Genomic DNA, 26,983 nt, shown 5'->3' with positions numbered 1-26,983 from the left:
ATGCCTTAATTGACCGATCCGCTAATTCTGCAATTAATTTTAAATGAAAACAACGCCTCAAAGCGTAGTGGCATTGCTATGTCCCTACTTTAAATATATAAAAGCCAAAATTCCCCTGCTTTTGTTGCCATTATTTATGTCCTTTTTAGCTACCCGGTCTGATGGCCAGCAGGTAAATGGTTTTACGATCACAGGGACAGTGCTATCTGCAGAAGATCAGAAACCGTTACCCGGCGCAACGATATTGGACGTTAAATCCAACAATAAAGCCTCGGCTGACGTGAATGGCAGATTTAAGCTTAACACAGCAGATACCAGTGGGTATTTGGTAATTTCTTACATCGGTTTTAAGACGACCCAAATAAGGTTCGGCCGCGGAGACCACCAGCCACTACGATTTTTGATCAATCCCGAAACTGCCATGCTGAAAGAAGTTTTGGTATCGACCGGCTATCAGACTCTGCCTAAAGAAAGGGCCACCGGTTCTTTTGTCCAGCTGGACTCAACGTTAATTTCCCGCAGGGTTAGTGGCGATGTACTGAGCAGGCTGGATGGTGTAGTTCCGGGTTTGCTTTTTAATAGGAATACTGTCAACGGTCAGGCTGGTCAAAGCGACATCAGCATACGCGGAATAAGCACCTTGTTTGCCAATAATCAGCCTTTGGTCGTTATAGATGGATTTCCCTATAATGGCGATCTGTCCAATTTAAATCCGAATGATATCCAAAGCGTAACGGTGTTAAAAGACGCGGCAGCCGCCTCCATTTGGGGCGTTCGCTCAGGGAACGGCGTAATTGTAATTACAACAAAGAAAGGGAAACGAAGCGGGGCACTGAAGATCGACCTGAATGCGAATATTACCCTAAGTGAGAAACCCAACCTTTACTACAACCCTAATTTTCTCCCGTCCGGTACTTTTATAGATTTAGAACAACAGCTATTTGACGCAGGCGCATATAACAGCGACCTGAGTACCGGTTATAAAGCCGTTTCTCCTGTTGTGCAAATTCTTGCGGCGCAAAAAGCCGGTACTATATCGGTATCCGATGCCACCGCGCAAATTAACGCCTTCAGGAACAATGATGTACGCAATGATCTTACTAAATATTTTTACAGGCATGCCATAACGCAACAGTACGCCCTAAGCTTTTCCGGGGGAAACGAACAAAGCGATTATTATTTTTCTTTGGGTGAGGATAACAGTTTAGCATCCCAGGTCGGTAATTCGAATAACCGGATCACGCTCAACTCGTTTTATAACTTTAACCCGGTAAAAAACCTGACCATTAACATTGGTTACAATCTGATAAAAACTGACGCAAAGAATAACAGTCCGGTTGGTTCAATCATAACAACCAGTAAAAATACTATTTACCCTTATGCCAGACTCGCTGCCGATAATGGTAGCGGTCTTTCTATCATTCACGATTATTCATCCGATTATGTTTACTCTACTGGCAATGGTAAGTTCCTTAACTGGATTTACAATCCTTTGCAGGAATTGGAAAATGCAGACAATAATTCTAAATCTCTGGACAACCGGATAAATTTTGGTGTGAACTATAAGTTTTTAAAGAACTTCAGCGCCGATCTTAAATACCAATATCAGAATTCGTCCTTAAATCTTAACGACTATTACAACTCAAACACTTACTATGCCCGTAATCTGATCAATACCTATTCAACCGTTGATGCTTCAGGGAATTTAAATACACCGATACCGGTTGGCGGCGTATTACAGACTTCGGATAGCTTTTTGATCTCCCAACAGGGCCGGGGACAGTTGAATTATAACAATGACTGGAACGACAAGAATCAGGTCACAGCCATTGCGGGATTTGAAATAAGCCAGGCCATTGCCAAATCTGATGCAAACACAGCTTACGGGTACGATAAGAGTACAGAGATCAGCAACGCGAATATCAATTACGCGACAAGCTATCCGCTTAATCCTAATGGCTCCGCCACCATTCCAACGACTTTAGCTTACGGCAAGACAACCAATAATTTTATTTCCTATTACAGCAACGCGGCTTACACCTATGATAGCAAATACACTTTTTCGTTAAGTGGCCGGATCGACAAATCAAACCTTTTTGGCGTAAATACCAACCAAAAGGCAGTCCCGCTCTATTCAGCGGGAATAGCATGGGAAGCCAGCAGGGAGAATTTCTATCATGTCGGATGGCTGCCGTATTTAAAAATAAGGGCGACCTACGGCTATAACGGCAATATCAATACCAATGCAACTGCGGTTACGACGCTCCGCCAGTTTCCGGCAAATTTCAACTCTTATCCTAACGGCAATCCTTATGACTTCATCGCTAATCCTGGTAATCCTGAATTGCGGTGGGAAAAAGACCGGATGATCAATTTAGCTGTCGACTATGGTTTTAAAAATCAAATGATTACCGGCAGCGTAGAATACTACTTAAAGTCAGGGCATGATCTGTTTGGCAATTCCCCTTTGGCTCCCTCAACCGGGTTAAATACCTTTTTTGGCAATACGGCAGATATTAAAGGGCATGGAATCGATATTGTCATTAACAGCCGTAATCTGCGAACACCCAATTTTTCATGGACAAGCAATTTGTTATTTTCTTATGTTTTAGACAAGGTCACTAAATATGATGCAACGATCAGCCCAAACAACTTTATCCAGCTGAGCAATGCGAGCGCCTTAAATCCTTTAGTAGGCAAAGCCCTTTATGGCATTTACAGTTATAAATGGGCGGGACTGACGCATGATTCTGGTGATCCGCAGGGTTATCTCAACGGCCAGGTAAGTACCGATTATTCTTCAATTTTATCTAAAACCTCGTTAAAGGAAATGGAGTATAATGGCCCGGCAAGGCCGACGACCTTTGGCGCATTCAGAAATAACTTCTCTTACAGGGAATTATCTCTTTCAGTAAACCTCAGCTACGAGTTTAATTACTATTTCAGAAGAAACTCTTATACGTCTTCCAACCTGCCCTGGCAGGGTAACTCGGATTACTTTCTCAGATGGCAAAAGCCCGGTGATGAAGGTAATACCAATGTGCCCTCCTTTCAACTGCCTCCATATACAACTGACCGGGATGCATTTTACCAGTACTCGTCCGCATTGGTCGATAAAGGCAATAACATCCGGTTAAAGGATATCAGGTTAAGCTATGAACTGGATAAATCAAAATTCAGGCACCTGCCTTTTGCACATATTTCCTTTTATGGCTATTTAGATAATATAGGCATCCTTTGGCGGGCCAACAAGGATCATTTAGACCCTGATCTGGTGATCGGCTCGTCACTTTCCGCCTACCCGTTACCAAGAACTTACGCATTCGGTTTTAAAGCTAACTTTTAATCACATGAAAAAGAACATTTACGCCATATTAATAATAGCCGCCTGCCTCTTAATGGTTAGTTGTAAAAAACAGGATGATTTCCTGAATGCCAAGCCCAATCAGGCGCTATTTGTACCATCTACTTTAAAAGACCTTGAAAATATTCTGAATGATCAGAATATTTTCAATACCGGTGATCCTGGCTTAGGCGAACTTGCCTCGGATGATTATTACGTAACTTCTGACATCTTAAATAATGAAGACATTACAGACCGGAATGGGTACATATGGGCCAAACAGCTTTACAACGTTGGGCAAAACGTCAATGACTGGAGTGTGCCATACCAACAGGTGTATCATGCCAATACGATCCTTGATTATTTACCCAAAATTTCAACCAGCCCTACACAGGTTGCCGAAGCAAACCAAATCAAAGGAAGCGCACTGTTTTTCAGATCGATGGCGTTTTATAACCTTGTCCAAACATTTGCGATGCCTTACGATGTGAAAACAGCATCGGTTGATTTAGGCATTCCATTGCGTTTAACCTCAGATTTAAATATAAAGTCAGTCCGGGCAACTGTGCAGCAATGCTACGACCAAATCATTGCCGATCTGCAAACCGCACTTCCCTTATTGCCTTTAAAAGCGAAATACCAAACCCTGCCATCCCAACCGGCGGCAAATGCATTGCTGGCGCGGGCCTACCTGGCGATGGCAAATTATCCTATGGCGCTCCAACATGCCGATGCCTGCCTTAACCAGTTTAACACCTTAACGGATTATAATACCTTAAACCCGACACCATATGCTATCAATACATCCCTTTTATCGGATGATATTTTCCATACGTCTCAGCAAGGGTGGGATCTGACCTTTCCGAATTATGTGGGAATCGCTGACTCAACATTATACAAATCCTATGCGGCCAACGATCTGAGGAAAACGGCCTGTTTTGTTTTGAACGGTGCGCTGCCTTATTTCTCGGGAACATATGACCTGCAATATAGTAACTACAGCGGTATAGCAACGGACGAAGTATATCTGATCCGTGCGGAATGCAATGCCAGGGCCGGAAACACCAGTGGGGCCTTAAAGGATTTAAACACATTGCTCGCCACACGGTGGAAATCGGGCACATTTATCGCCTATACCGCCAATTCGCCGGATCAGGCATTGACGGCGATTTTGTCCGAAAGACGGAAAGAGCTGTTGTTCAGGGGACTCCGGTGGACTGATCTACGACGATTGAATAAAGAGACACGTTTCGCCATCACTTTGACGCGGACTTATAATGGAACTACTTATACTTTGCCGCCCAATGATCCACGCTATGCGATGCCTATCCCGGATAATGAGATCAGTAACAGCGGCATCCAACAAAACCCCCGGTAAACTCAACAGATAAAAGTATGAGACGAATAATATTGATAGGTTGCCTTTTGATAACAGCAAGCAGCTTTGCGTTGGCACAACAAGCAAGGATTAGCGGTAAAGTAAACAGCTTAGCGGATGGAGATACTGTTTTACTGACGACCAATGATGTGGGTGACCCTTTTCTTTCAAACAATATCTCTTATAAGGCCACGATTACAAAAAAAGCTTTTTCGTTCAAAATTCCAACCGGCAAAACTCCAATGCATTTAAGCATCAGTTACATTGCCAGGAATAACGACGACCGACATGCTACCAATAAATTAAACAGGCTGGCATTGGATAATTATTACCTTGAAACCGGTGACAATATTTTTATTTCGGAGGATAATGAAAAATATCGTTTTCATGGCAGTGGTGCCGGAAAATTCAGCCTTATCAATGCTTTAAATGACTTACAGAAAAAGGTATATACCGGCATTAAATGGGGCGATCCCTCCGAAACGAAACGGTATTTTTTAAAGCACGATACTTTACTGTTGGAAAGAATGCGGCTGATCCGATCTGAAAAAAGATCCCTTTCGGAAAATGTCTTTTATCTGCTGGAAGCTGATGTCACAGGGGATTATTTAAGCCGGGTGGAATTTATTAATTCGATGCTGCCGAAATCGCTGATCAATACAGCCAGGCAAAATTTAAAAGGGTACAAAAGCATTGTCCCCAAAGAAATATTAAACTTTAGGCAACTTGACCGGCATGATATAACAAAACTTTCAGGTAATTATGCATCGGGTATAATTACCAGGTATAAATTCGACTCCTGCGCCTATGTAAATAAACCATTTTCCATATTTAAAAGCTATAATTTCTTTTTGCAACATCATTCAGGGGCGATTCGGCAACGTTTGTTACTTGGTATTATTTATTTAGACAAAGATTCCGGAAATGACCTTTATCCGCTTGTAAACAGTGCGATTGTCCGTATTGATTATCCCCCTTTTAAAAAGATATTAAATTCATTAAAATCCAACCGGCTTGCTGGCGCAGATGCCTATCCTTTTAATCTACCGGACACATCAGGGAAATTCCATAAACTCGGGGAATTTAAAGGAAAGGTGATATTACTTGATTTTTGGTTTACCGGATGCGGCATTTGTTTACAATCCGCGCCGTTCCTGAAGAAGATAGAAGAACATTTTAAGGAAGAGCCATTTGTTGTGATAACGGTAAGCCTCGACAATAAAATAAAGGTGTGGAAAGAAACGATCAAAAGCCACAAATACACCTCTGAAAATACCATAGACCTGTTCACGGAGGAAAAGAATTTCAATCATCCTATAGCCAAATACTATTTTATTGACGGTTGCCCTACTTTTATTTTGATTGATAAAGCCGGAAAATTGATGGTAAGTCCCGGAAGTCCAATAGCTGATAATGGCGCAAAACTTACCAGCCTGATCAGTAAAGCTTTAAAAGAATAGTGAATAAAGAGTTAAACTACACTTTCATGCAGTTTAACTCTTTAATTTTTCCGCAATTACATACCGTGTGATTTACCGGCATTATTAACCACCGTAAATTGAGCCGGGTAGGTATTTGGCGGTAACGAGGTCACATTGGCGCTGGTCGATGTGATGGTACAATCGAGCGCAGACGGCTGGCAGGCTGTACCCGGTTGCACGGCCCGCCAAACACTCTGTGTTGAATTGATTTTTTGTGAATAGTACACAGTACCAGTTAAACGTGTTTTGTGGCTGGTCGCATAAGCGCCGCCAACACCAGCAATTGCTGCTAAGGCTATAAAGCCCATTCTGATCTTTTTCATTTTGATAAAAATTATGTTCAATAAGATGACTGATTTTATCCAGGATCAGTACTTTAACCTGACTTCGCGCGTGAAATATCTTTACAAATGCTAAACCTGCATTCGGAGCTGTTTGTCCTGTAACGTTTTATGTCTTAGCCGGATCGCAGCGGCGATGATGACTGCGAAAAATATATTGAAAATCAAATGTTGCGGCCACGACAACATCCTGATCACGCCGCCGCACCCGCAAGGCACAAAAGCGAAAACATGCAACAGAATGGCCGCTGTATATCCTGTAAAGAGCAGCATCAGGGACAAGGCAAGATAAAGACCAAGTCCCCTTGTGCGTTTGAGCATTAATAATCCAGCTATGAAAATTTCCGAAAAGGGAATAGCCCATACCAGGATATTTTGCAGCCATTTAGGAAATGGCTGTTTCGACAGGTCATATTTAAAATACCACAGGTCGAATATCTTGCTAAAGCTTGCATACAGGAACAGAAGAATGACCAGAGCCGTTATGATATCCATGATTATTATTTTTTTCATGTTGTATATATGTTTATAACAATGTCCGTATCCTTTCATGGTCGGCATAGCCTATCAGAAAATGAATGATACCGGCATTGCCAGCCATGAGGTCACTTGCCGGATCTGTGTGGTTAGACTCTAACCAGTAAATAGAATTGTCATCAGGTTGCCGGAAAAGATGGCATAGCAGGTTTGCAATATGACCGGCCCGATTTAGCCAATCTTCATCACCAAAAACCCGGTAGGCATACAAAAAAACGTCACCAAGACCCGACAAGCCATTGGCATACGTAATATAATTGCTGGAAATATTTTTCGGATGATGATGTAGTGCTGATGCTGCCACATCTTTATAATCCTGGATTTTTAAGACCTGATAAGCTTTAATATAAGTCAATGCTACTCCCGTAAATCCAAATTCAAACCAGGGATCAACACTTCTATTTTTATTGCTTACCGGCCACAATGGTTTTCCGTCGATGTTTTTTCGCTGGCGTTTGAGCCAGTATAGTGATTTAATTATCGCCGATCTTACTTTCGTATCCTCGTATTTCTCATAATACGCCAATAAAAAGTAAATGACTCCTGCAATACCATAAGATAAACTATACAACTTGATCCCTTTCTTTTGACTTTCATCTTCCCTGATGTCCCAGGAACCATCAGGTTTTTGCTCCTTTATTATGGTGCCGACAATGGCTGAAACCATTGCGTACAGGTTGGGTAGTTTGGAACCGGACTGGCAATTCAATATGGCTAAGCCTTTCCCTGCAAGACCAGCAGCAATGCTCAGGCCACTTACCGTTCCATTGAGCGCCCTGTAAATCATATTGTTATTATTCACGCTGTTTTCCAATAATCCGGAAGCTATCATAGCGTTTATACCGACCGTGATACCGGCGGCTCCAAAAAAATAATCACCATAGTCAACAATACCTGTATCGCTGTTTGTATCCAGCAGCTTATAATTATGATAGATAAGGTCGTGCAATCCTGTTATATCGAATCCCGACTTATCTGCTTTGGCCAATACATAAATTATCCCTGAGACGCCATTTGCAAATCCGAGTGAAGATTCGGAAAACTTGAATTCGTTTAATATTTGATCGGCAGATCGAGTGTTCCTCGAAACCCAATAACCCATTGCATTGCGTAACTGTGGCAGATTTAAACCATTTATAGCTTTCTGAATAATATCATTAATATTGACGCGAGTTTCACTTTCTGCCCTGAGCTTATGATTCGAGGCTTCGGTCAGCAATAAGGCATCATATACCTCCAAAGTATGTTTTATGGATCTTATATCAGGCCTCATCGTGCTGTCCTCTTCTAAGCAGGAGCAGATCATGAAAGCCACCCGCTCGTTTCCCGTAAAAAACGTAAGATTTTCAAAGAGCATCTCGGAATCCGCCTTTAGAAATTTTGTCGGGGAAAGCCCTGTAAAAACTTTGATCATTAACCCTCCGAGGCCATAAATATCATCTTGAACACAGGGTATTTCTTGTCGTTGCTGTTGCGGCGAAATATAGCCGGGTGTTCCATAGGCAAAAGCCGGATCTGGTTTGCCTGAGCAATAGTCATAAACCAATTCGATGTCAATAGCTATAATTTCTCCGTTCTCCCGGATCAGGAAGTTGCCGGGATTTATATCTCTGTGCACTAAACCACTAATATGAAATTGATTTATGATTTCAATTATGGCCAGTAGGATTTTAATCAGTTGGCGCTTCGGAAGTACTGGCATGGAGAGCCAGACAAGACCCGCCTGTGTCGCGATGATCGTTTCGTTAATGTTTTGGCCGCTGACAAACTCGGTCACAAGGTAAGCATTACCCTGCCATTCGAAATATTCCAATGGTTTTGGTAGCGGTATTGCACCCTGCAATTTCTTTAGTAGTTCATGCTGCCATTCAAGCCGGTGTCTGATATTTCTACCATGATCATCTGAACACTGGTATGCCAGGCCCTGTTTGATCAAACACCAGTGAACATCCGTCCATGTTTTTACATTCAGACATTTATATACGCTGCCTTTGGCATCACCTTTTAACAGATGCACGATAAAATATCCTTTTAGCCACTTAATTTTTTTGGGACTAAGCCGCCTGGTAATTAAATCGAACGGCCACTTTAAGTTTACACTTTGTTCTTCTTTAACACCTGCATAAACGATACCTCGTAAATGAAAGGCGGCTGGAATTTCAGGTCCAACAAATCCTTTGGTTAATTCGATCAATTGACCGGCAATGACTGCCGCGTCTTCCTGACTGTGCGGATAAATTGTAATAACTTTTCCGATCTCAGAATAACCGAATCCGCCGTCTAAAATTAAAGTATGCGTCGTACTGTTTGCTGGCAGAATAAATGAACTTTTAAACTTAACCAGTGTTTCAAGGCATTCAACCATAAAGAGTGACATTTGCTGCCTGATAACTGAAAGATAGATAACCCAGCCAGACGCGGGCGGTGTATTACCGACTACTATATATGACCCCTCATGTTTATAGTCAAGACTAAAGTTGTTCAGATAGCAATCGTAATCAAGGATTTGGGAACTGCTGTATATTGTATTAACTCCGCAAACTGCGTTCCCGGTTTGTCTATTCAATAATGATGGTTCCATATACGGCTTTAATTATAGGTTAAACCTACGCACCGAAAAATTCTGTTTCGTTGAGGAAACATATCAATAAGGGTCATTTACCTTAAATAATTCTCACGGTTACCACGCCATATTTGTTACGGTATGTCAACAATCCTGACATTATTAAAATATGGGATATTATTTATTATTCGATTTATATAGGTTGTCGGCGGGCACCGGCAATGCACCGGTGAATTTTTGGCATGGCCAAAATAGAGCTAATCTCATCAATCAGAGCCATGAATAAATTGATTTACAATATTAATTTAGCAATATACCGTAAGGAATAAACTAAAGTAAACCGTAGCGAAAGTTACGGTAAATCAATAAGGTAGCCCCTTATGCAAACGGCTAAATGTCTCTTTTGTAACATTCAGATAAGATGCCACAAGATATTGAGGCACTCTTTTTAAAACAAAATCTTCGTTTTCATTTAAGAAATTATATCTGTCCTTGGCGGTTGCAATTCTAAGTAACTTCTCCCTGTATCGGGATTCGGCGGCAGTTTCGGCAATTAATAAAATCATTAATTCCATAGCCTCAGGCGTGGTTTCACCGATCTTTTTTAAACTTTTAAAAGAAAGCGCAATAAGATTTGTTTTAAAAACTGCGCTGATATATTCGTCACTTGGTTGCTGATTTACTATGCCTTGCGGTATAATCAGATCGCCATCCTGCTTGAACCAGGTACTTAACTTTTCAGTAGGGCCCTCAATCGCTCCCCGCACTATGCCTGATTCAACAAAGTAAATGGAACTGGCGTGATTGCCGGGTGAAACAAAGGTCTCCTGGGCCTCAAACCGGTTTACTTTAAAAGCTTCCATTAATGTGTTAGATAGTTTTAATGAAAGTGTTTTTGTACGGTTTAAGCGCTGTATGAAATTGGCGGCACTGCTCATTATTACTCTTATTTTTTAACAAATAAGCATAAACTTATAGTGCTCGTCAAGTGGCTGCAGGTTGCAGAAAAAATGCAACCTTTTAACGTAAAGCATTTTTTTGTAAAAATTTCGCAAAAGGCAATGCAAAATTCCCCAATGAGGGAAAATTATAATTAATTTTATTCAATTACTCCATTTAAGAATCCCTATAAAATAAACTACCCATGTAAATGTTTTCCCTAACACTGTGAAAGATTATGGCCGCTGCATTAACTAAACTGAAAGGATTTATTCAAACTTATACGAGTTTGATGTTTACGAATATTTCGCAAGGTGAACTTGACGAAATAAAAAGTTTCATAACTCAGGCCATTCTCACAATCCGATGGGAAATAGAAGAGGACATAAGCGCCATGAAAGATCAGTCCGCTAAAACCATCTATATACATGCCTTACAATTCCAGCTGACCTATATGGCTGATGGGATTAACGGGTTTCAACATGATGACAGTAATTTGTTAATAGCCTCAGGAATACTTGAGTGGCTGTCTATAAGCATTTATCAGTTATTAGATCATGTACGTGAATATTTTAGCGACTTCTTCGATTTTGACGCCGAACTCCCATCGCATTTTTTTGACCGGTTCGGAGCCGCAAACTCGCTTTTTTGTAACGTAATCAATGAGCGACTGACAAGCAATAATGTGGATCCGGAGCTGGCAGCGTTAATTTTAGGGTATAGCCAAGCAACAAACCAGACAGGGCGGTTTAAGATAAAAACATGGCGTCAATGGGATTACCTGGTAAAAACTGTTAATGTCATTTCTCAATATCTGGAAAATCCACCGAGGGAGGATATTGATCTCGAAGTATTGAAATTGTTGATATGCAAGGAGTTTAATAGTATCCAGGTATATGCTTACTTTCTGAAATATATCGAGCGGATTACCTTGAGTGATGCCGAATTTCATGAGCAGCAGCAGGACTTGATTTATCTATTAAAAATATTTCAGCAGGTAAGAGTAGAAGCCCGGCACTTGTACGATCCTAAAGTCCAATCCCTGAAACTCTCCGTTATTGAAAGCCTTGAGGCAGAACTGGCCTATATAGCACAGAAAGAAAAACTTTACACGCAAAACTTTAAGATTACAAGCCCAAATGAGCCTTCTAAATTTTATTTTGTCGTGGCGGTTACGCTGGCAGAACTGATGTTTTTTTTCAGAATATTGCTGGAGGTCGCTTTTATTCAAACAAAATTCAAATCTTATTTATACGAATTCGTGAATAATCATATCAAAACTGAAAGAGCGGAGAACATTTCAAAAAAAAGCCAGCGTAATCATTTTAGTAACAAGCCATTCCCGGATCGGATCGTTCAAAGCATAAGAAGTTGGCTACAAAAAATGATCGACCATATTGATCAGCATTACAAGTTTTAGGGTTAATTTTCCATCAATGAAAGTAAGTTTTGGGATTGCAGGAATTTAATCAATTCATTAAATTTTCTGTAATCAAAGCCGTCCATCTCTCTTAATCCATTCCATTTCTTAGCAATCACTTCCTGTAGATTGCTGAACCCTTGTTGTCTAAGATAGACCTTGCAATCGTCGCTTAATTTTATTTCGTCAAGTGACTGACAAAGTATTTTCAATTTATTTTCCTCCATAAAAAAATAGCGTGGGACACCAGTCATTCTGCTACAGGAGGTACGGCTAAGAACCTACACACAGGGTAAACCAATGCCCACGCATGCGTGGACGATCAGTCTATTACCCCCCTGTGTTAATTTTGAATTTAGCCGATTCCCTGTAACAAGGTTAATAGTATCGTATTATATTTTAAATTTCCTTTTTTCTATTTCATACTTCAAAGTTAAGCATCCTTTAACAATTGGCATTTATTGAAAAAAATAAAAAAATATTGCTAAAAAGGGTTGCATCTAAATCTACGTATTATCTGCTCAAATGCGTTCATATCTACTGTGTATGACACATTTATGTGCCATGTTAGCCACTTTACATCATAAGCCTGAAATACCAAGTTTGTCGCAGGTTTTAAAAAATGGTGTCAAAAATAATTTAAAGTTATGATAATCGAAGAAGCAAAAGCACGCTTAGTGCAACTTGATGAAGACCTGGAATTATTTGATGAAATGGGAATTCCAGCCGGGCAAAAATTAAATGGCAAGCTAAATGGTATCAGGCAGGCAATTGCCGACCTGAAAGCGTTGTTAATCCAGCAGTCCTTTTCCTCAACAGAAGAGGAAGTCCAGTTTTTTAAATATGTAAAACCGCAGTTCATCGCACGGCAGTTATTTGCTTTGGATGTTTTTACCATCGAAGCAGGTACACCGGTTGATACAGCTGAAGTAATTAAAAATTACTTTGAACAGGAATTAAGATATATGAGGAAATTTTACGATCAGAATAAATTTATGCATCAGTATTACCTGCTTGACGGCACTGAACTCGATGCTTTATTATTTGTCCGCAATGCTCAGCCGCCGGGTTCGCTCATCCATGACGTGCAGGGTTTTGATCCTCAATTTTCAACTGCCGGTGATTACGTATTTGCAAGGTTTATAACCAATGAGCGGATACAGGAATTTTTGACAGATCGCTTGTATAGCCCACAAGAAGCCGAAGCTTTATCCGGAATGACTAAGAAGAGAGTGACATTAAAGTGGACGGGCGATGCGATTAACCTGGCAGAAATGGCTTATGGTATTTGGCTGACTGGTCAGGTCAACCATGGCAACGCTGGGATTGCTGAAATTATGGGTTGGCTGGAAGTAAATTTTCAGGTAAACATTGGGCGGCCATTCAGAAGGTGGCAATCTATCTCCGGCAGGAAGCGGGTGAGCCAGGTTAAATATCTCGATCAGATGAAGGCAGCGATATTAAAGCGTTTGGATGACGAAAATGCCTGAAATAAAAGCCGGGGTGACCGGCTTTTATTTTACCTTTTGGGCTTTTTTGTGGTGCCTTCCATGAGCTGCATAATGTCCTCATAATTGTAATAAATGATGTGCCCGATCCGCGTGAATTTCAAAGTGCCGTTTGCGCGCAACGTGTGTAAGGTTCCCCCGGAAATCTTCAGCATATTTTTTACCTGGTAACTTTTTAAATATTTCTGAGGTTCCTCGATTCGTTTGGTTAAAAGTAATTTGAGATCCTGCAACATGGATTGCCTGAATTGCTCTAAATCATCCTTTGTTATTAGTTCTACTGTCATCTGTTTAAATTAGAGAAGACAAACCTATCTAATCTGTTTAACGCTGATTGTGTCCTTTCGGGGTGGCACCCTCAAATTTTAAGCACTTACAGCTAATCGCAGGGGGGCGTTATTTTCATACAGCTTATCATGCAATGCCTTCATATTGTTACTGATCTTCCTTTTGGTCATCTTTGCATAAATTTGAGTTGTCCTGATATCCTTATGACCGAGCATTTTGCTGACAGTTTCAATTGGTACATCGTTTTCCAAAGTAATTGTTGTTGCAAACGTGTGCCGGGCGGTGTGTGTGGTCAATAGTTTATTGATATCGCAGATGTCAGCCAGCTCTTTCAGATAGGAATTAAACCGCTGATTACTATTAACCGGCAACAATTTGTTTTCGTTGACGCAATAAGGATGACGTTTATATTTTTGGATGATCTCCAATGGGATAGGCAGTAGGGGTACGGTTTCTTCCGTACCTGACTTGGCCCGGTCTTTAGTGATCCACAAGCCGCCATCCACACCGGTAAAGATATTTTCAGGTTCAAGCGCATACACCGTTTCAAAGGCATAGCCGGTAAAGCAGCAGAAAACATAGACATCCCTCACTTCAGCGATCCGTTGGCAGCTTATTTTCTTGGTGTACATTTTAATGATTTCATCCATTTCCAGGTAATCGCGATCCGGGTCTTTGTAGGTACACTTAAAGTTGTTGATAGCGCTTTGGGCGATCATACCGTCATTCACGGCCTTTGTCATTACCTGCTTTAAAGTTTTGACGTATTTCATCGATGTGTTTTCATCTATATCCTGCATCAGTAAATAATGATAGAAGCCCGAAGCAAATGAATACTGGATTTGATCAAGGTTAATGTCTGTCGCTTTGAACTTCTTTTTCAGAAAGGCTTCTACTTTTCGCTGGAGGCGCTCGTAGCGGCCCAGCGTACCCTTTGTTCCTTTGCCTTTGTCTACCTTTTCTGCAAACTCATCGTTATGCACTTTAAAAGCCTGCATCAGGGTCGGTTTGGGTTCCGGTTTGAACAGGTAAGCGTCCTTGACCATTTTGGCGGTAACGTCTTCATGTTCTTCACAAAGCAGGTTATAGCACTTTTCCAGTTCCCTGGTGGTATAAGTGATATAGGTATTAATGGTAGCAGCATCTTTGCAAGCCCTGATGGCAAACCCGGTTTCATCATTCCAGTGATCTGCCATAATTTTCTTTCCGGATGAGAACTGATCTCTTAATCCGTTGACGGTGATGCGTACATAGATGGGGATCATCCCATCTGAGGTTTGTTTGGCTTTCCAAAGCCAGAACAAAATTGAAAGTTCCTGATTTACTTTCATTAGCCAGTTATTTGAGGTTAAACCATGGCCCCACCACAACCCCAAATTGAACTGTCGAAATAAATTCGGTATACTAAATTCCGTTTTTTTGCTAGTATACCGAATAGTATACCGAACGGCTTAAACTGTTTTGACCCTGCCTGAATGAAAAAGTGCCTTAGAATGGTTCAAAACGAGAAAAGCCATTCAACTTGAATGGCTTTATCTCTCCTTAAACGGATTTTGTGATCCCGCTGGGATTCGAACCCAGGACCACTACATTAAAAGTGTAATGCTCTACCAGCTGAGCTACGGAATCGTTTTATTTTTGCTTTAGTGAAAACGTTTAAGCGTTTTCTTTAAAGTGGTGCAAATATAGAAGTAAATACAATTCGGCGCAAGTGCAATCTACAAATATTTTTATAACATATAGTAAGGGCTTTATTGTCAGTGTACTAATTTTTAAATATTGCTATTTTGCCCTTATCTCCTGCTAGTAAAATCAAGTTTCCAGATTTCGCCTTCTCACAAACGTTATAACTTGCGGTGTCTATAGGCCTCCAAGTTGCGCCACCATCATTAGTTATATTGGAGCCCGAGGTTCCGGTTGACAAAAAAGTGTGATCAAACAAATAGGTAACGCACGACTGATAACCGCCTGGCATTTGCTTAGCCAACTGAAACTTCATCCTGCTTTCGTTACCACTGTAATAACAAGCAACAGAATCTGCTTTTTTATTTTGCTGATAATCGCCCCCTACTACAACGGTGCCACCACCGCCCACAGCAATTGAAAATCCACCCTGACTTGGCTGTCCGTGTATTAGTGGCACTTCAATGGTATTCCAGCTTTTCAAGCCCACCCCCAACAATATCCTTGATGTGCTTCCGCCCGTTAGCAGTAACACATTGTTGCGGCTATTTAAAACCCTTAGCGATGTACCGCTAGCAGCAAAAGCAGCTTCATTTGCTAAAGCTTCGGGCAAGGTTTTAAGTGCGTTCCAAGTCCGGCCGCTATCTGTGGTTTCCAACAATAGAAACTTTCCGTTAATCGGATCTCCCATCAATAAACCATGCTTTGCGTCAAAAAAGCCCATTCCATCCAGAAAATATGCTTTATCGTTATTCTGAAATGTAATATTCCAACTAGCACCGCCATTTACGGTTCTCAAAATAAGCGCAGGTGTTCCCGAACTCATGATAATTGCCTCCTTGTCAGAAAATGCTTCAACATCCCTGAAATCACTCTGCTCAAATCCTTTTACTTGTTGCCAGGCCCAGGTGTGCCCACCGTCGGTAGTAACCGCTACATGCCCCTTGCTGCCACTTACCCACGCAACTTTATCGCTTACAACAGACAAACCACGGATACTGGTAGATTTGCCCTGCTCAATTAATGTAATAGTTTGCGCTTGTAAGCAGTGAGTAATAAGCAAGCAAAAAATAATAAGGGCACTCTTCATATAACTATTATTTAACCCGTGTCCAGATTTCAGATCGGCCTAATAACGAAATGCCAATATATCCTCTGATCTTTAGTTTATTCCCGTTCAGCGTCATTTTGCAGCTATAAATTTTGCCATTTTTAGGGTCATAGATATTGCCGTCATCATACACGCTCTCTCCATCAAACTTAAAATCTTTCAGTATTTCCAATCCCAATATCGGGCGAGAATGTAAATTTTTATCCGGATTGTTTTTATCAGTTTTGGGCTGACCGGTTGTTTCATCGTTGGGCTGCTTTAACCAAGCCAACTTGCCATAAAATAAGCTACCTTTCTTATAAATCTGTATTTGCCCTTCCCCACTCGGATTGATCCACTTACCTAAAATAGCATCGGCACTTTGCGCAAAAGATGAAGCGCTAAATAAAAGCACACCCAATAGTGTTATAAAAAAACTGAACTTTTTTAACATAGATTTAAAAATTGATTACCCGAAAGTATCAGCTATAAATCACTATTTCAAACCCGTAAAGATTTTTATTATTTATTTGATGGCTTTTAGCATAATCTTCTATATTTGCAGCCTCATACTGATAAAGGCATTGCGTTTTTAAAACTTAAAGCCTACAAGTATCAGCCCAGGTGGCGAAATTGGTAAACGTTGCGGTCTCAGAAGCCGTTGAGAATTGTCTCTTGAGAGTTCGAGTCTCTCCCTGGGCACACCACCTTTTTAAATATAAGTTATACGTTGTAGGTTGAAGGTACACATCTTACAACCGTTTTCTGAAATACGCTCAGTTCACAACACATAACCTGTAATTTATTAAGCCCAGGTGGCGAAATTGGTAGACGCACCATCTTGAGGGGGTGGCATCCGTAAGGTTGTACGAGTTCGAATCTCGTTCTGGGCACAAAAAAAGCAACTCTTGTTAAGAGTTGCTTTTTTACTTTAAAGAAATTATTTTCCAATCACCATCCTATTTCCCTGGCTGTGCGCGTTAAATTCTGGCGCATACATGCTTTGTACACTACTTATGCCGGTTGAATAATTACCAGGCTGTACAACCGTTAACCGGTATTCAAACACATAATTACCTTTACTTAAGCGACTGATGAAAAAGTTGGTAGCCACATCTTTGGTTACCTGGTAATAATACAATCCGTCCTGATATTTATAGCCCGATAATGCATCAACCGGTTCAGTGCCAGCCGGGCGCATGTCTTTTAAATGAACATATTCATAGTCGCGCCCCGCCTTGAGGTATACCAACACTTTAAGTACATCTCCAATTTTGGGTGGATGAACAGCATCTACGGCTATTAAAACCAACCTTCCGTTTACATCGCGTTTTTCAACAAAATACTTTCGCTGCAATGTAAGGTCTGTATTCGATGGGGTAACCTTATCTAATTGTTCGGTGTACTGCCAGTACAATGCTCCCCAATTTATATGCTTACCAGTATTTACTACCTTCACTTTTCCGTACGCTGGTTTCACTTGCTCATCAATCCAATTGGTTTTCAGGTAGCCGGAGCCTGCTTCGGTCTTCAGTTCTGGTTTAAGTTCATTTAAAGATTTACCACCAAGTGTAATTGTGGGAGTTGTTGCTTGTGTAAGCAGGCTATCACCCTTCATGAGGAGCGCATAGCATGCAGCCGCTGTAGCTTTAGTAGTACGCCAATTGTTAGTCTGCTTATTGCGCAACAGCCATATCTTCATCTCCTCTACAGCCTTAGGTTGATTGCCAACTTCACTAAACAACTCAATAAGCAGTGCCTGCGTTTCGATAGGCGATTGGTACCAATACCAACCTAATTGGTTTTTGGACCAATACATACCCAGGTCGGCCGATTGTTGTGCAGTTTCATTCAGCGACCGAACGATAGCTTTGGCATCTTCGTGCTTGCCGTAGCGTTGCAAAGTAAGTGCAATTAAGGCCTGGCTGTACACATTTTGTAAAGGCCATTGCTTAGCAGCACGTTGCAGGTATTGCTGCTGTATTGTATACAAGTTGCTGCTCAATTTAGTTCCTAAGTGATAACTACGCGCATACCAGGCATGTATTTCGGTAGCGCTAAGCTCTTTTTCACTTTGATTGAAGGCCGTGCGCTGGTCATCATTCACTAATTCAGCGTCCAGATAGCGTATGGCATTGTTGCGAATGTTGGCTAGCTTGGTATTGGCTGGCAATATCACTTTTAAATTATAAAGCTGACCAATACCCGCAATAATATGTTGTGTAATATAACGGTCGGGGGATGTACCGCCGAACCAGGGAAAACCACCACCTGAAAGTTGCTGCTTTTGCAGTTTTTCCAATGCTGCGTCCTGCTCATAACTTAATTTATTCAGATCAAACAGTAAAGCAATACGCTTTTTCTGTTCTTGTTCATTTGCAGCATCTCTGAGCCAGGGTGTTTCTTCCAGTAAAACTGATTTTAACCCAGCGTTCTTTTCCAGGTTTGAAAGCAGTTCTTTGCTATCCGTTGCCTTCCAACTGTCAAACACCGCTTTTATTTGTGGATTATGGCTTACAACAGCAGCCGATAAACTATTAGCAAAGTAGCGACTAAAAGTTTGCTCCGAACATTCATAAGGGAACTCCATTAAGTAAGGCATAGCCTGCACGGCATACCACGCCGGGTTTTGTGTATATTCTAAAGTAAGGCTTTTATTAACGAGCGTATTGCTTTTGTTATTGTTAAACCTATCGAAACTAAACTCCTTTGTTTGGCCCGGCCGCACCATCATAGGCATGCTTTCGGTAATCAAGGTGCGGTTGGGCAGTACCGGCAGTGTGTTTTCTTCACCATCGCTATAAGATTCGCTGGCGGCAGTAACACGGTAGGTCAAGGCATCGAGCCCCGGTGGAACCACTATTGAAAAACTAACCGCTTTATTGCTGCCACCCTGCACTTCAATTTGCTGATTTGCTTCTGCAGGTTTAAGCAGTAAATTTACGGGCTGCATATTAAGCGCATTAAACAGGCGTAACTGCACGCTTCCTTTAAGCGGCTGGGCTGTTAAGTTGGCCACACGTGCCGAAAAAGTAATGGTATCGCCCTCACGCAAAAAGCGTGGCATATTGACACTTACCATCAGTTGCTTTTGGGTGATAACATCCTGGGTTATGTACCCTAAAGCCAAATTTTTTGTATGGGCCATAGCCCTGAAGCGCCACTTAGTGAGCGACTCAGGCATTGTGAAGTTGATGAGTGTCTGGCCATTTTCATCGGTACGCAACTGCGGATAAAAAAAGGCAGTTTCAATAAAATTCCTCCGCACTGCAATTTGGCCGCTCTGTTGGGCCGGTATGAGGCGGCCATTAACCCTTCTTGAGCCATCAGGATAAGCCACAGCTACTGAAGTGAAAATTTCGTTTGGTTGGTATTCTGTTACAGAGATACCGGCAGCCTTCCCCTGTAATGCCATACTTAGCGGCGCATTGCCCACAGGTTCGTCTATACGCACAGTGCTCACTACATCTGCATGTAAACTTGACGATCCCCTGATGCGTATAGTAGCTGCAGATAAATCAGAGCCTGTAAACCTGCGCGTTGCTAATTCACGTCGTAAAACCAACGTTTCCTTCAATGCTTTGCTATCAACTATTAACTTAATGGCGATCACATCAGCTTTGTTGGTCGCCTTCTCCTGTGTAATATAACCCACGAAACTGAATTGCAACTGGCCGCCTTTAGGCACTTTAATTTTGAACTTTCCGTTAGAATTAGTTATAGTACTTATGGTAGTGCCCTTTATTTTTACGGTTACACCTGGCAATGCCAAGCCATCGCCAGCACTTACAACTACGCCGGTTATATCGTATCCGTTTTTAACCAGAGCCGCATTGTTTTTGTAAGTTTCTTCTAACTGACTATTAAGCGGCGCCTTCTTTCCAATATCCTTAATACGTTGCAAATACTGCTGATAGGCGTAATTACTGCCTCCGTAATAATTATAGCCAAATAAGTTAATACGCTCATAACTCCTGCTAAGTGTTTGGTAATTTTTATAAATGTACAAAAGCTGTTGCGACTGTTGCTGTTGCGCAATAGCCCTGTCATTCCAATTAAAATAACGAAGGTTACGCTCATATGGAAACAAGCCGTTTCCCCAGGCATTCGGAAATCTGATATCATCCAGGGAAGCATCATACATACCGGCTAATACTTCGGCAGCCTGCTTTTCATTCTGATAACCTGATACCTGCAATTTCCATTCTTCCTTTTGGCCCGGTTGCAGTTTGTTCCGGAAGGTCAGCATCTTTAAACTGAGTTGCTTTTCGGGGTGCTGAATTTGGATAGGCTGGTAGCTGCTGTATAACCGGTTTTGATAAACCATCATAAACTGCACAGCGCTATTGTTATCGGCAGCAATAACCGGAACGGTTATTTTTTGCTGTTTTGAAGGTGTAATCCATTTAGAATAATTGAGCTTTGAACCGATATAGTGCTCTGACAGTATATAACTTTTTTGCCCAGTGCCCACCCAAAACTCAGCCTTTTCACCAGCTTTAACGCCGTTATATACAGGCACCACCCAGTTGGCCAGCGTTGGCAGCGTAGCAGGTTCATTAATTAAGTTCATGTAATACTTAACCGATGCAGTATCCCCTTTTGCAGACGTTGCCTGAACCATTATCTCGTACATACCTGACGGCTGTTTGCGCAAAACATCCAGGTTAACAACTGTTGTTGATTCAGGAGTTGCAGCAGCAGTCAACTCAGCAACTTTACTCTTTAAGGGCCAGTAAGCATACCGGTCCTCATTAGCGTACGTATATTCCGGAAAATACTGTTGATAATCAGCCCGGCTCATTAAATACTGATCGGGCAACGTCCACAGTCGTCGCTTGAATAATTTTTTGGGGCTTTGCAAGGCGTTTATGTGTACGCTTATAATGCCTTTTAGCCGTTGCGCATTTAATGTGGTTAGTGATACTTCAATTTTAGCCGGTTCTTTTGCCAACTGAGTGGCAGGCACAGCCGCTGTTAACCTGATGTCTGTATGTCCAATAGTTACATCAATAGACCCGTTATGCGTTTCGCCAACAGCATCTGTAACAGTTGCTGTAACCTGATAACGATACATTGTTGTAAGTAAGGGCTTATCGCCTGTAATAGCCTTAAAATTTATACTGAAACCGCCCTGGCTGTCTGACGTTATGGTGTCGGTTGCAATTAAGGCCGGTTCTTCATAATAATAGTAGGATGAGCCGTAAATAGCCCGCATGGCGGCATAATTGTAATTTGCAGTACGCCTTACCTCGTAAGCAATTCTTGCCTGCGAAAGGCCAAAGCCCGAAAAAGCCATCACTGTGCCCTTAACCTTTACACTATCATTTAACTTGTAACTCTCTTTTATCGCAGCATATTCTACCTTAAAGGTGGGCCGTTTATACTCTTCTACCTGTATATTTATATTGCCATTATCGGCTTGAAGGTTAACTGCACCATTCAGCATATTTTGCGGCAAAATGAATGACCCACTAAATGTGCCAAATTCATTTGTTACAAAGTATTGCAAGCCCAGCTCTTTTTGGTTTGCGTCTAAAAACTTTACTGCAATTTCTTTATTAGCCACAACATTACTTTTGTGTTTAACAGTTTCCATTTGCAGACCTTTAAAATACACAGTTTGCCCTGGGCGGTAAATTTGCCTGTCGGTAAATATTACAGTCTTAGGTTCCGGTTCATCATCTTCATCATCGGCCGCTTGGCCGCCCACATACCTTGACTTATCTACCAGCGTATCACCATTCAGCGTTAATCTTACCATCACCTGGCCTGCGTGCAACCTTTCGGCCTTAAACATGCCTTGTGCATCTGTCAAACCATCCTCTTCCGCATCTACATATTCGCCATCCCGTTTTAAGCTATCATATTTATATACCTTTCCTGATGCATGTACGTTTACGCCTTTTAAGGGTTGGCCGGTCTGCCTATCCATCACCCTAAACTCAATTTCCTCATCAGGGTTAACACGAACAACATTTGCTAACCTGGTTATGGCAAAGCTGACTACCTGCGTTGATAATGAATCGCCTTTGTGGCTAATCAGTACCACATAATTGCCCGGTGGCAAAGGCTCGAGCTTTATTTCGGTAGTATGCATGCTGTAATCATTCAGCTCGGGCAAATTTGTGCTTTGCTTACTATAGATTTCTAAATGATCAAAAAATGCCTGCAGCTCTTTGTAGCCGTTTTTACTTTCCCCGGCAGACCAACGCTGGCTTAATGTTGACTTATACAAGTCTTCATAATAATTTAACTGTGTTGTGCTTAATTTGTAAATCTTTAAATCGGCACGCTTAACGTTTTGATACCTTATGGCTGCCAGCAATGGTTTGTTTGGTACGTTTAAATGTTCTATAGTTACAGATGCAAAAGTTTCTTCCATTTGCTGAATAGCCACAGCCGCATTTTTGCCTCCCAAACTTTGCGGATAGGCGTTTACTGCTTTGCTGTAAGCTGCATGCGCTTTTACCAAATTATTCTTGGCTTTATAAAAGTGGCCAATTAACGTCCATGCTTCGGCGCTGATAGGTTTCTTAGCGTAGGTTTGGGTAATGGCATTCAGATTTAAAAGGTATAATGAATCCTTTTGAGCCAGGTGCGATTCGCTGTACAAGAAAGACAAACGACGTAAATCAAGATCTATCAGTGCTTCTGTGTTATTCTTTTTGATGTGGTACTGAAGACCTTGTTGTAATAGCTTAATGCCCTGATAGTAAGTAGAAGTAGTGTCTGTTGTACGCATAGATTGAGCTGCAAACGCATGGCTAACGTCAAATAAATGCACATCGTTCAAATTAAAGGGTGTTAGCGGTTTGGGCAATGAGGGTTCTTCGGCTAAAAAGAAAGTTAAGGCCCTGTGCAGCAGCAAGTCATACAAGGTGGGCCGCAGGTAACGGGTCTCTTTATCGCCAATTAACACACCTTCAAGTACTTCCACTTTTGTATGTTGAAGCCGGTCGGCCTGCTGTAATGAAATTTTGTACAGCTGGCTGGTTTGGTTTATTAGCGTTTGCAGATCCCAGTTGGTAAAATCAGCGTCCTGCGTTTGCAGCGTTGAGCGTTGCGTTATGCGCCAGCGGTTTTGCTGGTAATATTGCCAGTAAATATCGGCCAGCAGCGATTGCAGTACCGGCTTGGTAGGAAATGCCGACTTTTGGATATCAGCCTTTAGGGTATTAATGATGGCAACCAAAGCATTCTCTTCCAGATACGACTGCAAAGTCATCCGGTAAACAACCGCACGTATAATTTGAGAGGTATTATTGCTCTTGCGGGCCAGTTGATCCAATTTATCCACTTCAAGCAAAGCCGACTTGGGTAGGCCAATGCCAGTTAATGAATCGATACGTGAAATTATTGCAGGGTAAGTGTTTTGTGCACGGGTATTAACAAACGCAAAAACCAATACTGTTACAAACAATATTGAACGCCAGGAGAATGAACGAATGAAAGGCATAGGACCAAAGGTTTATGCCCGTAAGTTAGTAAATGTTTGTATTTGCTTAATGTTAAATTATCAAGCGCAAATGTTAATGTGTTACCCTTACTAATCATTTAAGTTTTGCATTACAGGGATACTAAACACAACTATTTATATGTTAATGTAAAAATATGTTAAACATAAGCGCTAAAGTATGGCTCCATGGGTTTGGCGTATTATATTTACCGCATCTTACCCAAAGGGTTTACACATGATATACCGTTACGTTGTTACTTTAATATTTTTAGCTGCATCGTTTTTGCCGGCCATGGCTCAAAAAGACAGCATTAGCTTAAATTCTGTTATCGAAAAAACCGGTAAACTCTCCAGCGCGCGCCCTGTGGAAAAGGTATACCTGCATTTTGACAAACCGTATTATGCGGTTGATGACACCATATGGTTTAAAGCCTATGTTACCGACAATTACAGACAGCCTACACCGCTCAGCAAAATTGTTTATGTGGAGATTATGAACAGCCGCGACTCGTTAGTGGATAACTTAAAGCTTCCGATTGCTAATGGTATGGCTTATGGCAACATTGCACTTAATGAGTTGAAGTACAGGCAGGATAACTATCACATCAGGGCTTACACCAGGTGGATGAGTAATTTCGATGCAGGTTACTTTTTCACAAAAAGCATTCCCGTTGGAAACGCGATTGACCGGGAAACCAGCTCTCATGTAACGTACAGCAAAACTGGTAGCGGCAAAAATGAGCGCATTAGCCTACGCGTAGTTTATAAAGATCCGGATGGCAATCCTCAAGCCAATAAACGTGTAACCTGGGAGGTAGTGAGCACCCTTGATGATATAGCGAAGGGCAAAAGTAACACTGATGCCAACGGCGCCATGACTATTAGCTTTGTAAACAGCAAAGGCACCGACCTAACTGGCGCTTCCATCGTAGCATTTATCGACTTAGGTAACAAAAAAACAGCCGGCCGCACCTTTTCGCTTAAACCAGTTCTGGGAAAAACAGATGTACAATTTTTTCCTGAAGGTGGCGAACTACTGGCTGGTGTACGCTCAAAAGTAGCCGTAAAAGCTGTAGGTGCTACCGGTACCGGCATGGGTTTTACCGGTACAGTAACCGACAACGCAGGAACAGTTTTGGCTAACATTAGTTCGCAACACGCAGGGATGGGCTTGTTTGTAGTAACGCCCGAAGCGGATAAGACTTACAAGGCCGATATAACCTTTGCTAATGGCACCAAGGAAACCGTTGATTTGCCTAAGGTACAGGCTAATGGCCTGAGCATAGGCGTAAATAATACCGATGCTGATAATCTAAGTATTAAGCTATCGGCTAGTCCGGCATTTTTTCAGGCCAACAAGGGCAAGTTCTTTTACATCATTGCACAAAGCGTAAACACCATTTGTTTTGCTGCGCAAACGGCGCTTAAAGAGCAGGTGTATTCGGCTACGATACCCAAAAATAAATTCCCTACCGGTGTTGTCCAGTTTACACTTATGTCTTCTTCAGGCGTCCCTATAAGCGAACGGTTGGTATTTGTTCAGCATAACGATCAACTCACCATGGGTCTTAACAGCGACAAACCAAGCTATGGTGTTAGGCAGAAAGTGAAGCTTACCGTTACCGCTAAAAATAAAACGGCGCCCGTTGAAGGCCATTTTTCGGTATCGGTTATTGATGAAAGTAAAGTGTTAGTTGATGAAGATAATGAAACAACCATCCTTTCCAGCTTACTACTTACCTCGGATTTGAAAGGTTATGTAGAAAAGCCGAACTACTATTTTTCAAAAATAAATGATAAAACTGAGGCTGATCTTGACCTCCTCATGCTAACCCAAGGCTATCGCCGGTTTAGCTATGCAGACGTGGTGGCCAACAGATACCCACAAGTAGCCTTTTTGCCCGAACAGGGTATCGAGCTTACCGGAACGCTCCGTAGTTTAAACGGTATGCCGCTTAAAGGCGGCAACGTGCGTTTGCTTATCCCCGATAAATATTTTTCGGCAAGCGCGGTAAGTGATCCTGAAGGAAGATTTAAATTTTCCAACCTGGTGTTTCCGGATTCGGCAAAAGTGGTTATTTCGGCCAAAAATAATTACAACGCTAAAAATATGATGGTAATGATGGAAGGCCAAACCTATCCCGCCATTCCTAAAAATCAGCCTTATCCAGACGAGGTTGTCAATATAGACAGTACGCTGAACACCTATCTTAAAAACAGCAAAAAGCAGTTCAACAGCATGCACGTTTTAAAGGAAGTTATTGTACGGGGAGAAAAACAAGCGCCTAAGATAGATCACTCTGCTTATCCTTCCCTTACGGGCCTGAGCAATATGCCAGATCACCTCATGACAAGCGACCGGTTTAAGGGCTGCAGCAACATGTTTTTGTGTTTGCAAAGCAGTATACCTGGCGTGACCTATGATAACAATTACTTTTATGTAACGCGCGATTATAACGCCGGCAAGAAAGTACCTATGCAGCTTTTTGTTACCGGAATGCCGGTTGATGCCAACTACCTAAATAGTGTATTACCTACCGACGTAGAATCGGTTGAGGTGTTTTTAAGAGATGATTTAGGTTTGGTTAGCAGTCAATATCAGGCTAATGGGATTATTGTTATTAACAGTAAAAAGAAACCTACAGGTACAAAAATAAGCCTTGCCGAATTGCAGGACTTACTACCGCAACCAGGCGTAGTAAATATGACACCCAAAGGCTACAATTTTACACGTGAGTTTTACTCGCCTAAATATGATGTGCCCAAACCAGTGGGGTTGGATTTACGTTCAACCATTTACTGGAACCCCAGAGTAGTTACTGATAAAACAGGTGCAACATCGTTAGAATTTTATAACGCAGATGGTAAGGGCAGCTACCGTGCTGTAATTGAGGGATTAGATAAAGACGGGAACTTAGGCCGCTTTATTTACCGGTACAAAGTACAGTAAGAC

16 protein-coding genes and 3 tRNA genes are annotated in these 26,983 nt (G+C 41.7%); 8 read left to right on the top strand and 11 right to left on the bottom strand.

Features of this window, described 5'->3' with window-relative positions; genetic code table 11:
• The first annotated feature begins 43 nt into the window (after positions 1–43).
• Genes ABDD94_RS06860 through ABDD94_RS06850 form a run of 3 tightly spaced genes read left to right on the top strand, consistent with a single transcriptional unit; the run spans position 44 to position 6,181 of the window.
• Positions 44–3,346, top strand: a complete 3,303-nt coding sequence (locus ABDD94_RS06860; protein ID WP_345955214.1) for a SusC/RagA family TonB-linked outer membrane protein — start codon at positions 44–46, stop codon at positions 3,344–3,346.
• A 4-nt stretch (positions 3,347–3,350) separates the two neighbouring features.
• Complete coding sequence (locus ABDD94_RS06855) at positions 3,351–4,721, top strand: RagB/SusD family nutrient uptake outer membrane protein (protein WP_345955213.1); 1,371 nt, start codon at positions 3,351–3,353, stop codon at positions 4,719–4,721.
• A 17-nt stretch (positions 4,722–4,738) separates the two neighbouring features.
• Positions 4,739–6,181 (top strand): TlpA disulfide reductase family protein, encoded by a 1,443-nt coding sequence (locus tag ABDD94_RS06850; RefSeq protein ID WP_345955212.1) that lies wholly within the window; start codon positions 4,739–4,741, stop codon positions 6,179–6,181.
• 56 nt (positions 6,182–6,237) lie between these two features.
• Here ABDD94_RS06850 and ABDD94_RS06845 read toward each other — a convergent pair whose 3' ends face one another.
• The 4 genes from ABDD94_RS06845 to ABDD94_RS06830 all read right to left on the bottom strand — a co-directional run bounded on the left by ABDD94_RS06845 (position 6,238) and on the right by ABDD94_RS06830 (position 10,581).
• On the bottom strand, positions 6,238–6,525 hold the full coding sequence (locus ABDD94_RS06845) for a hypothetical protein (protein WP_345955211.1): 288 nt from the start codon (positions 6,523–6,525) through the stop codon (positions 6,238–6,240).
• 90 nt (positions 6,526–6,615) lie between these two features.
• The gene (locus ABDD94_RS06840) at positions 6,616–7,056 is read right to left on the bottom strand and encodes a MauE/DoxX family redox-associated membrane protein (protein ID WP_345955210.1); all 441 of its coding nucleotides are present in this window, start codon (positions 7,054–7,056) and stop codon (positions 6,616–6,618) included.
• A gap of 13 nt (positions 7,057–7,069) precedes the next feature.
• Positions 7,070–9,661 carry a lanthionine synthetase LanC family protein gene (locus tag ABDD94_RS06835; RefSeq protein ID WP_345955209.1) on the bottom strand — a complete coding sequence of 864 codons (2,592 nt, stop codon included), beginning with the start codon at positions 9,659–9,661 and terminating at the stop codon, positions 7,070–7,072.
• A gap of 344 nt (positions 9,662–10,005) precedes the next feature.
• Positions 10,006–10,581, bottom strand: a complete 576-nt coding sequence (locus ABDD94_RS06830; RefSeq protein WP_345955208.1) for a Crp/Fnr family transcriptional regulator — start codon at positions 10,579–10,581, stop codon at positions 10,006–10,008.
• Positions 10,582–10,820: 239 nt separating this feature from the next.
• On the opposite strand from ABDD94_RS06830, the gene ABDD94_RS06825 reads away from it, so the two are divergent.
• Entirely contained in the window at positions 10,821–12,002 is a 1,182-nt protein-coding gene (locus tag ABDD94_RS06825) for a hypothetical protein (protein ID WP_345955207.1), read from the top strand.
• 2 nt (positions 12,003–12,004) lie between these two features.
• Here the strand turns inward: ABDD94_RS06825 and ABDD94_RS06820 are convergent, their stop codons facing one another.
• The gene (locus ABDD94_RS06820) at positions 12,005–12,256 is read right to left on the bottom strand and encodes a hypothetical protein (RefSeq protein ID WP_345955206.1); all 252 of its coding nucleotides are present in this window, start codon (positions 12,254–12,256) and stop codon (positions 12,005–12,007) included.
• A 393-nt stretch (positions 12,257–12,649) separates the two neighbouring features.
• Here ABDD94_RS06820 and ABDD94_RS06815 point away from each other — a divergent pair, with 393 nt between their 5' ends.
• Positions 12,650–13,492: an RteC domain-containing protein gene (locus ABDD94_RS06815; protein WP_345955205.1), complete on the top strand. Its 843-nt coding sequence runs from the start codon at positions 12,650–12,652 to the stop codon at positions 13,490–13,492.
• Positions 13,493–13,521: 29 nt separating this feature from the next.
• On the opposite strand, the gene ABDD94_RS06810 is transcribed toward ABDD94_RS06815, so the two are convergent.
• From ABDD94_RS06810 to ABDD94_RS06790, 5 genes are all read right to left on the bottom strand, one after another.
• A complete protein-coding gene (locus ABDD94_RS06810) occupies positions 13,522–13,797 on the bottom strand; it encodes a DNA-binding protein (RefSeq protein WP_345955204.1) in 276 nt (91 codons plus the stop codon).
• A gap of 78 nt (positions 13,798–13,875) precedes the next feature.
• Positions 13,876–15,129 carry a site-specific integrase gene (locus ABDD94_RS06805; RefSeq protein ID WP_345955203.1) on the bottom strand — a complete coding sequence of 418 codons (1,254 nt, stop codon included), beginning with the start codon at positions 15,127–15,129 and terminating at the stop codon, positions 13,876–13,878.
• 225 nt (positions 15,130–15,354) lie between these two features.
• Positions 15,355–15,427: transfer RNA gene (locus ABDD94_RS06800), tRNA-Lys, on the bottom strand.
• Positions 15,428–15,563: 136 nt separating this feature from the next.
• Positions 15,564–16,571 (bottom strand): YCF48-related protein, encoded by a 1,008-nt coding sequence (locus ABDD94_RS06795; protein WP_345955202.1) that lies wholly within the window; start codon positions 16,569–16,571, stop codon positions 15,564–15,566.
• Between the two features lie 7 nt (positions 16,572–16,578).
• The gene (locus tag ABDD94_RS06790; protein ID WP_345955201.1) at positions 16,579–17,025 is read right to left on the bottom strand and encodes a DUF2147 domain-containing protein; all 447 of its coding nucleotides are present in this window, start codon (positions 17,023–17,025) and stop codon (positions 16,579–16,581) included.
• A gap of 164 nt (positions 17,026–17,189) precedes the next feature.
• Here ABDD94_RS06790 and ABDD94_RS06785 point away from each other — a divergent pair.
• Positions 17,190–17,273, top strand: a tRNA-Leu gene (locus tag ABDD94_RS06785).
• 107 nt (positions 17,274–17,380) lie between these two features.
• Positions 17,381–17,464 (top strand) — tRNA-Leu (locus tag ABDD94_RS06780).
• A 47-nt stretch (positions 17,465–17,511) separates the two neighbouring features.
• Here ABDD94_RS06780 and ABDD94_RS06775 read toward each other — a convergent pair.
• The gene (locus ABDD94_RS06775; protein WP_345955200.1) at positions 17,512–24,030 is read right to left on the bottom strand and encodes an alpha-2-macroglobulin family protein; all 6,519 of its coding nucleotides are present in this window, start codon (positions 24,028–24,030) and stop codon (positions 17,512–17,514) included.
• Between the two features lie 235 nt (positions 24,031–24,265).
• Here ABDD94_RS06775 and ABDD94_RS06770 point away from each other — a divergent pair, with 235 nt between their 5' ends.
• The gene (locus tag ABDD94_RS06770; RefSeq protein WP_352432889.1) at positions 24,266–26,980 is read left to right on the top strand and encodes a carboxypeptidase regulatory-like domain-containing protein; all 2,715 of its coding nucleotides are present in this window, start codon (positions 24,266–24,268) and stop codon (positions 26,978–26,980) included.
• Positions 26,981–26,983: the final 3 nt, after the last annotated feature.

It is taken from the genome of Mucilaginibacter sp. PAMB04168 (assembly GCF_039634365.2).
GTDB lineage: Bacteria > Bacteroidota > Bacteroidia > Sphingobacteriales > Sphingobacteriaceae > Mucilaginibacter.
The sequence above is the reverse complement of the archived record's forward strand: the minus strand, read 5'-3'. Positions and strand labels throughout refer to the sequence as shown.

Coding starts and splice junctions, on each gene's coding strand:
- ABDD94_RS06835 (WP_345955209.1), bottom strand. CDS start 9,661: ATGGAACCATCATTATTGAATAGACAAACCGGGAACGCAGTTTGCGGA.
- ABDD94_RS06790 (WP_345955201.1), bottom strand. CDS start 17,025: ATGTTAAAAAAGTTCAGTTTTTTTATAACACTATTGGGTGTGCTTTTA.
- ABDD94_RS06805 (WP_345955203.1), bottom strand. CDS start 15,129: ATGAAAGTAAATCAGGAACTTTCAATTTTGTTCTGGCTTTGGAAAGCC.
- ABDD94_RS06855 (WP_345955213.1), top strand. CDS start 3,351: ATGAAAAAGAACATTTACGCCATATTAATAATAGCCGCCTGCCTCTTA.
- ABDD94_RS06815 (WP_345955205.1), top strand. CDS start 12,650: ATGATAATCGAAGAAGCAAAAGCACGCTTAGTGCAACTTGATGAAGAC.
- ABDD94_RS06820 (WP_345955206.1), bottom strand. CDS start 12,256: ATGACTGGTGTCCCACGCTATTTTTTTATGGAGGAAAATAAATTGAAA.
- ABDD94_RS06850 (WP_345955212.1), top strand. CDS start 4,739: ATGAGACGAATAATATTGATAGGTTGCCTTTTGATAACAGCAAGCAGC.
- ABDD94_RS06845 (WP_345955211.1), bottom strand. CDS start 6,525: ATGAAAAAGATCAGAATGGGCTTTATAGCCTTAGCAGCAATTGCTGGT.
- ABDD94_RS06795 (WP_345955202.1), bottom strand. CDS start 16,571: ATGAAGAGTGCCCTTATTATTTTTTGCTTGCTTATTACTCACTGCTTA.
- ABDD94_RS06770 (WP_352432889.1), top strand. CDS start 24,266: ATGATATACCGTTACGTTGTTACTTTAATATTTTTAGCTGCATCGTTT.
- ABDD94_RS06810 (WP_345955204.1), bottom strand. CDS start 13,797: ATGACAGTAGAACTAATAACAAAGGATGATTTAGAGCAATTCAGGCAA.
- ABDD94_RS06830 (WP_345955208.1), bottom strand. CDS start 10,581: ATGAGCAGTGCCGCCAATTTCATACAGCGCTTAAACCGTACAAAAACA.
- ABDD94_RS06825 (WP_345955207.1), top strand. CDS start 10,821: ATGGCCGCTGCATTAACTAAACTGAAAGGATTTATTCAAACTTATACG.
- ABDD94_RS06860 (WP_345955214.1), top strand. CDS start 44: ATGAAAACAACGCCTCAAAGCGTAGTGGCATTGCTATGTCCCTACTTT.
- ABDD94_RS06775 (WP_345955200.1), bottom strand. CDS start 24,030: ATGCCTTTCATTCGTTCATTCTCCTGGCGTTCAATATTGTTTGTAACA.
- ABDD94_RS06840 (WP_345955210.1), bottom strand. CDS start 7,056: ATGAAAAAAATAATAATCATGGATATCATAACGGCTCTGGTCATTCTT.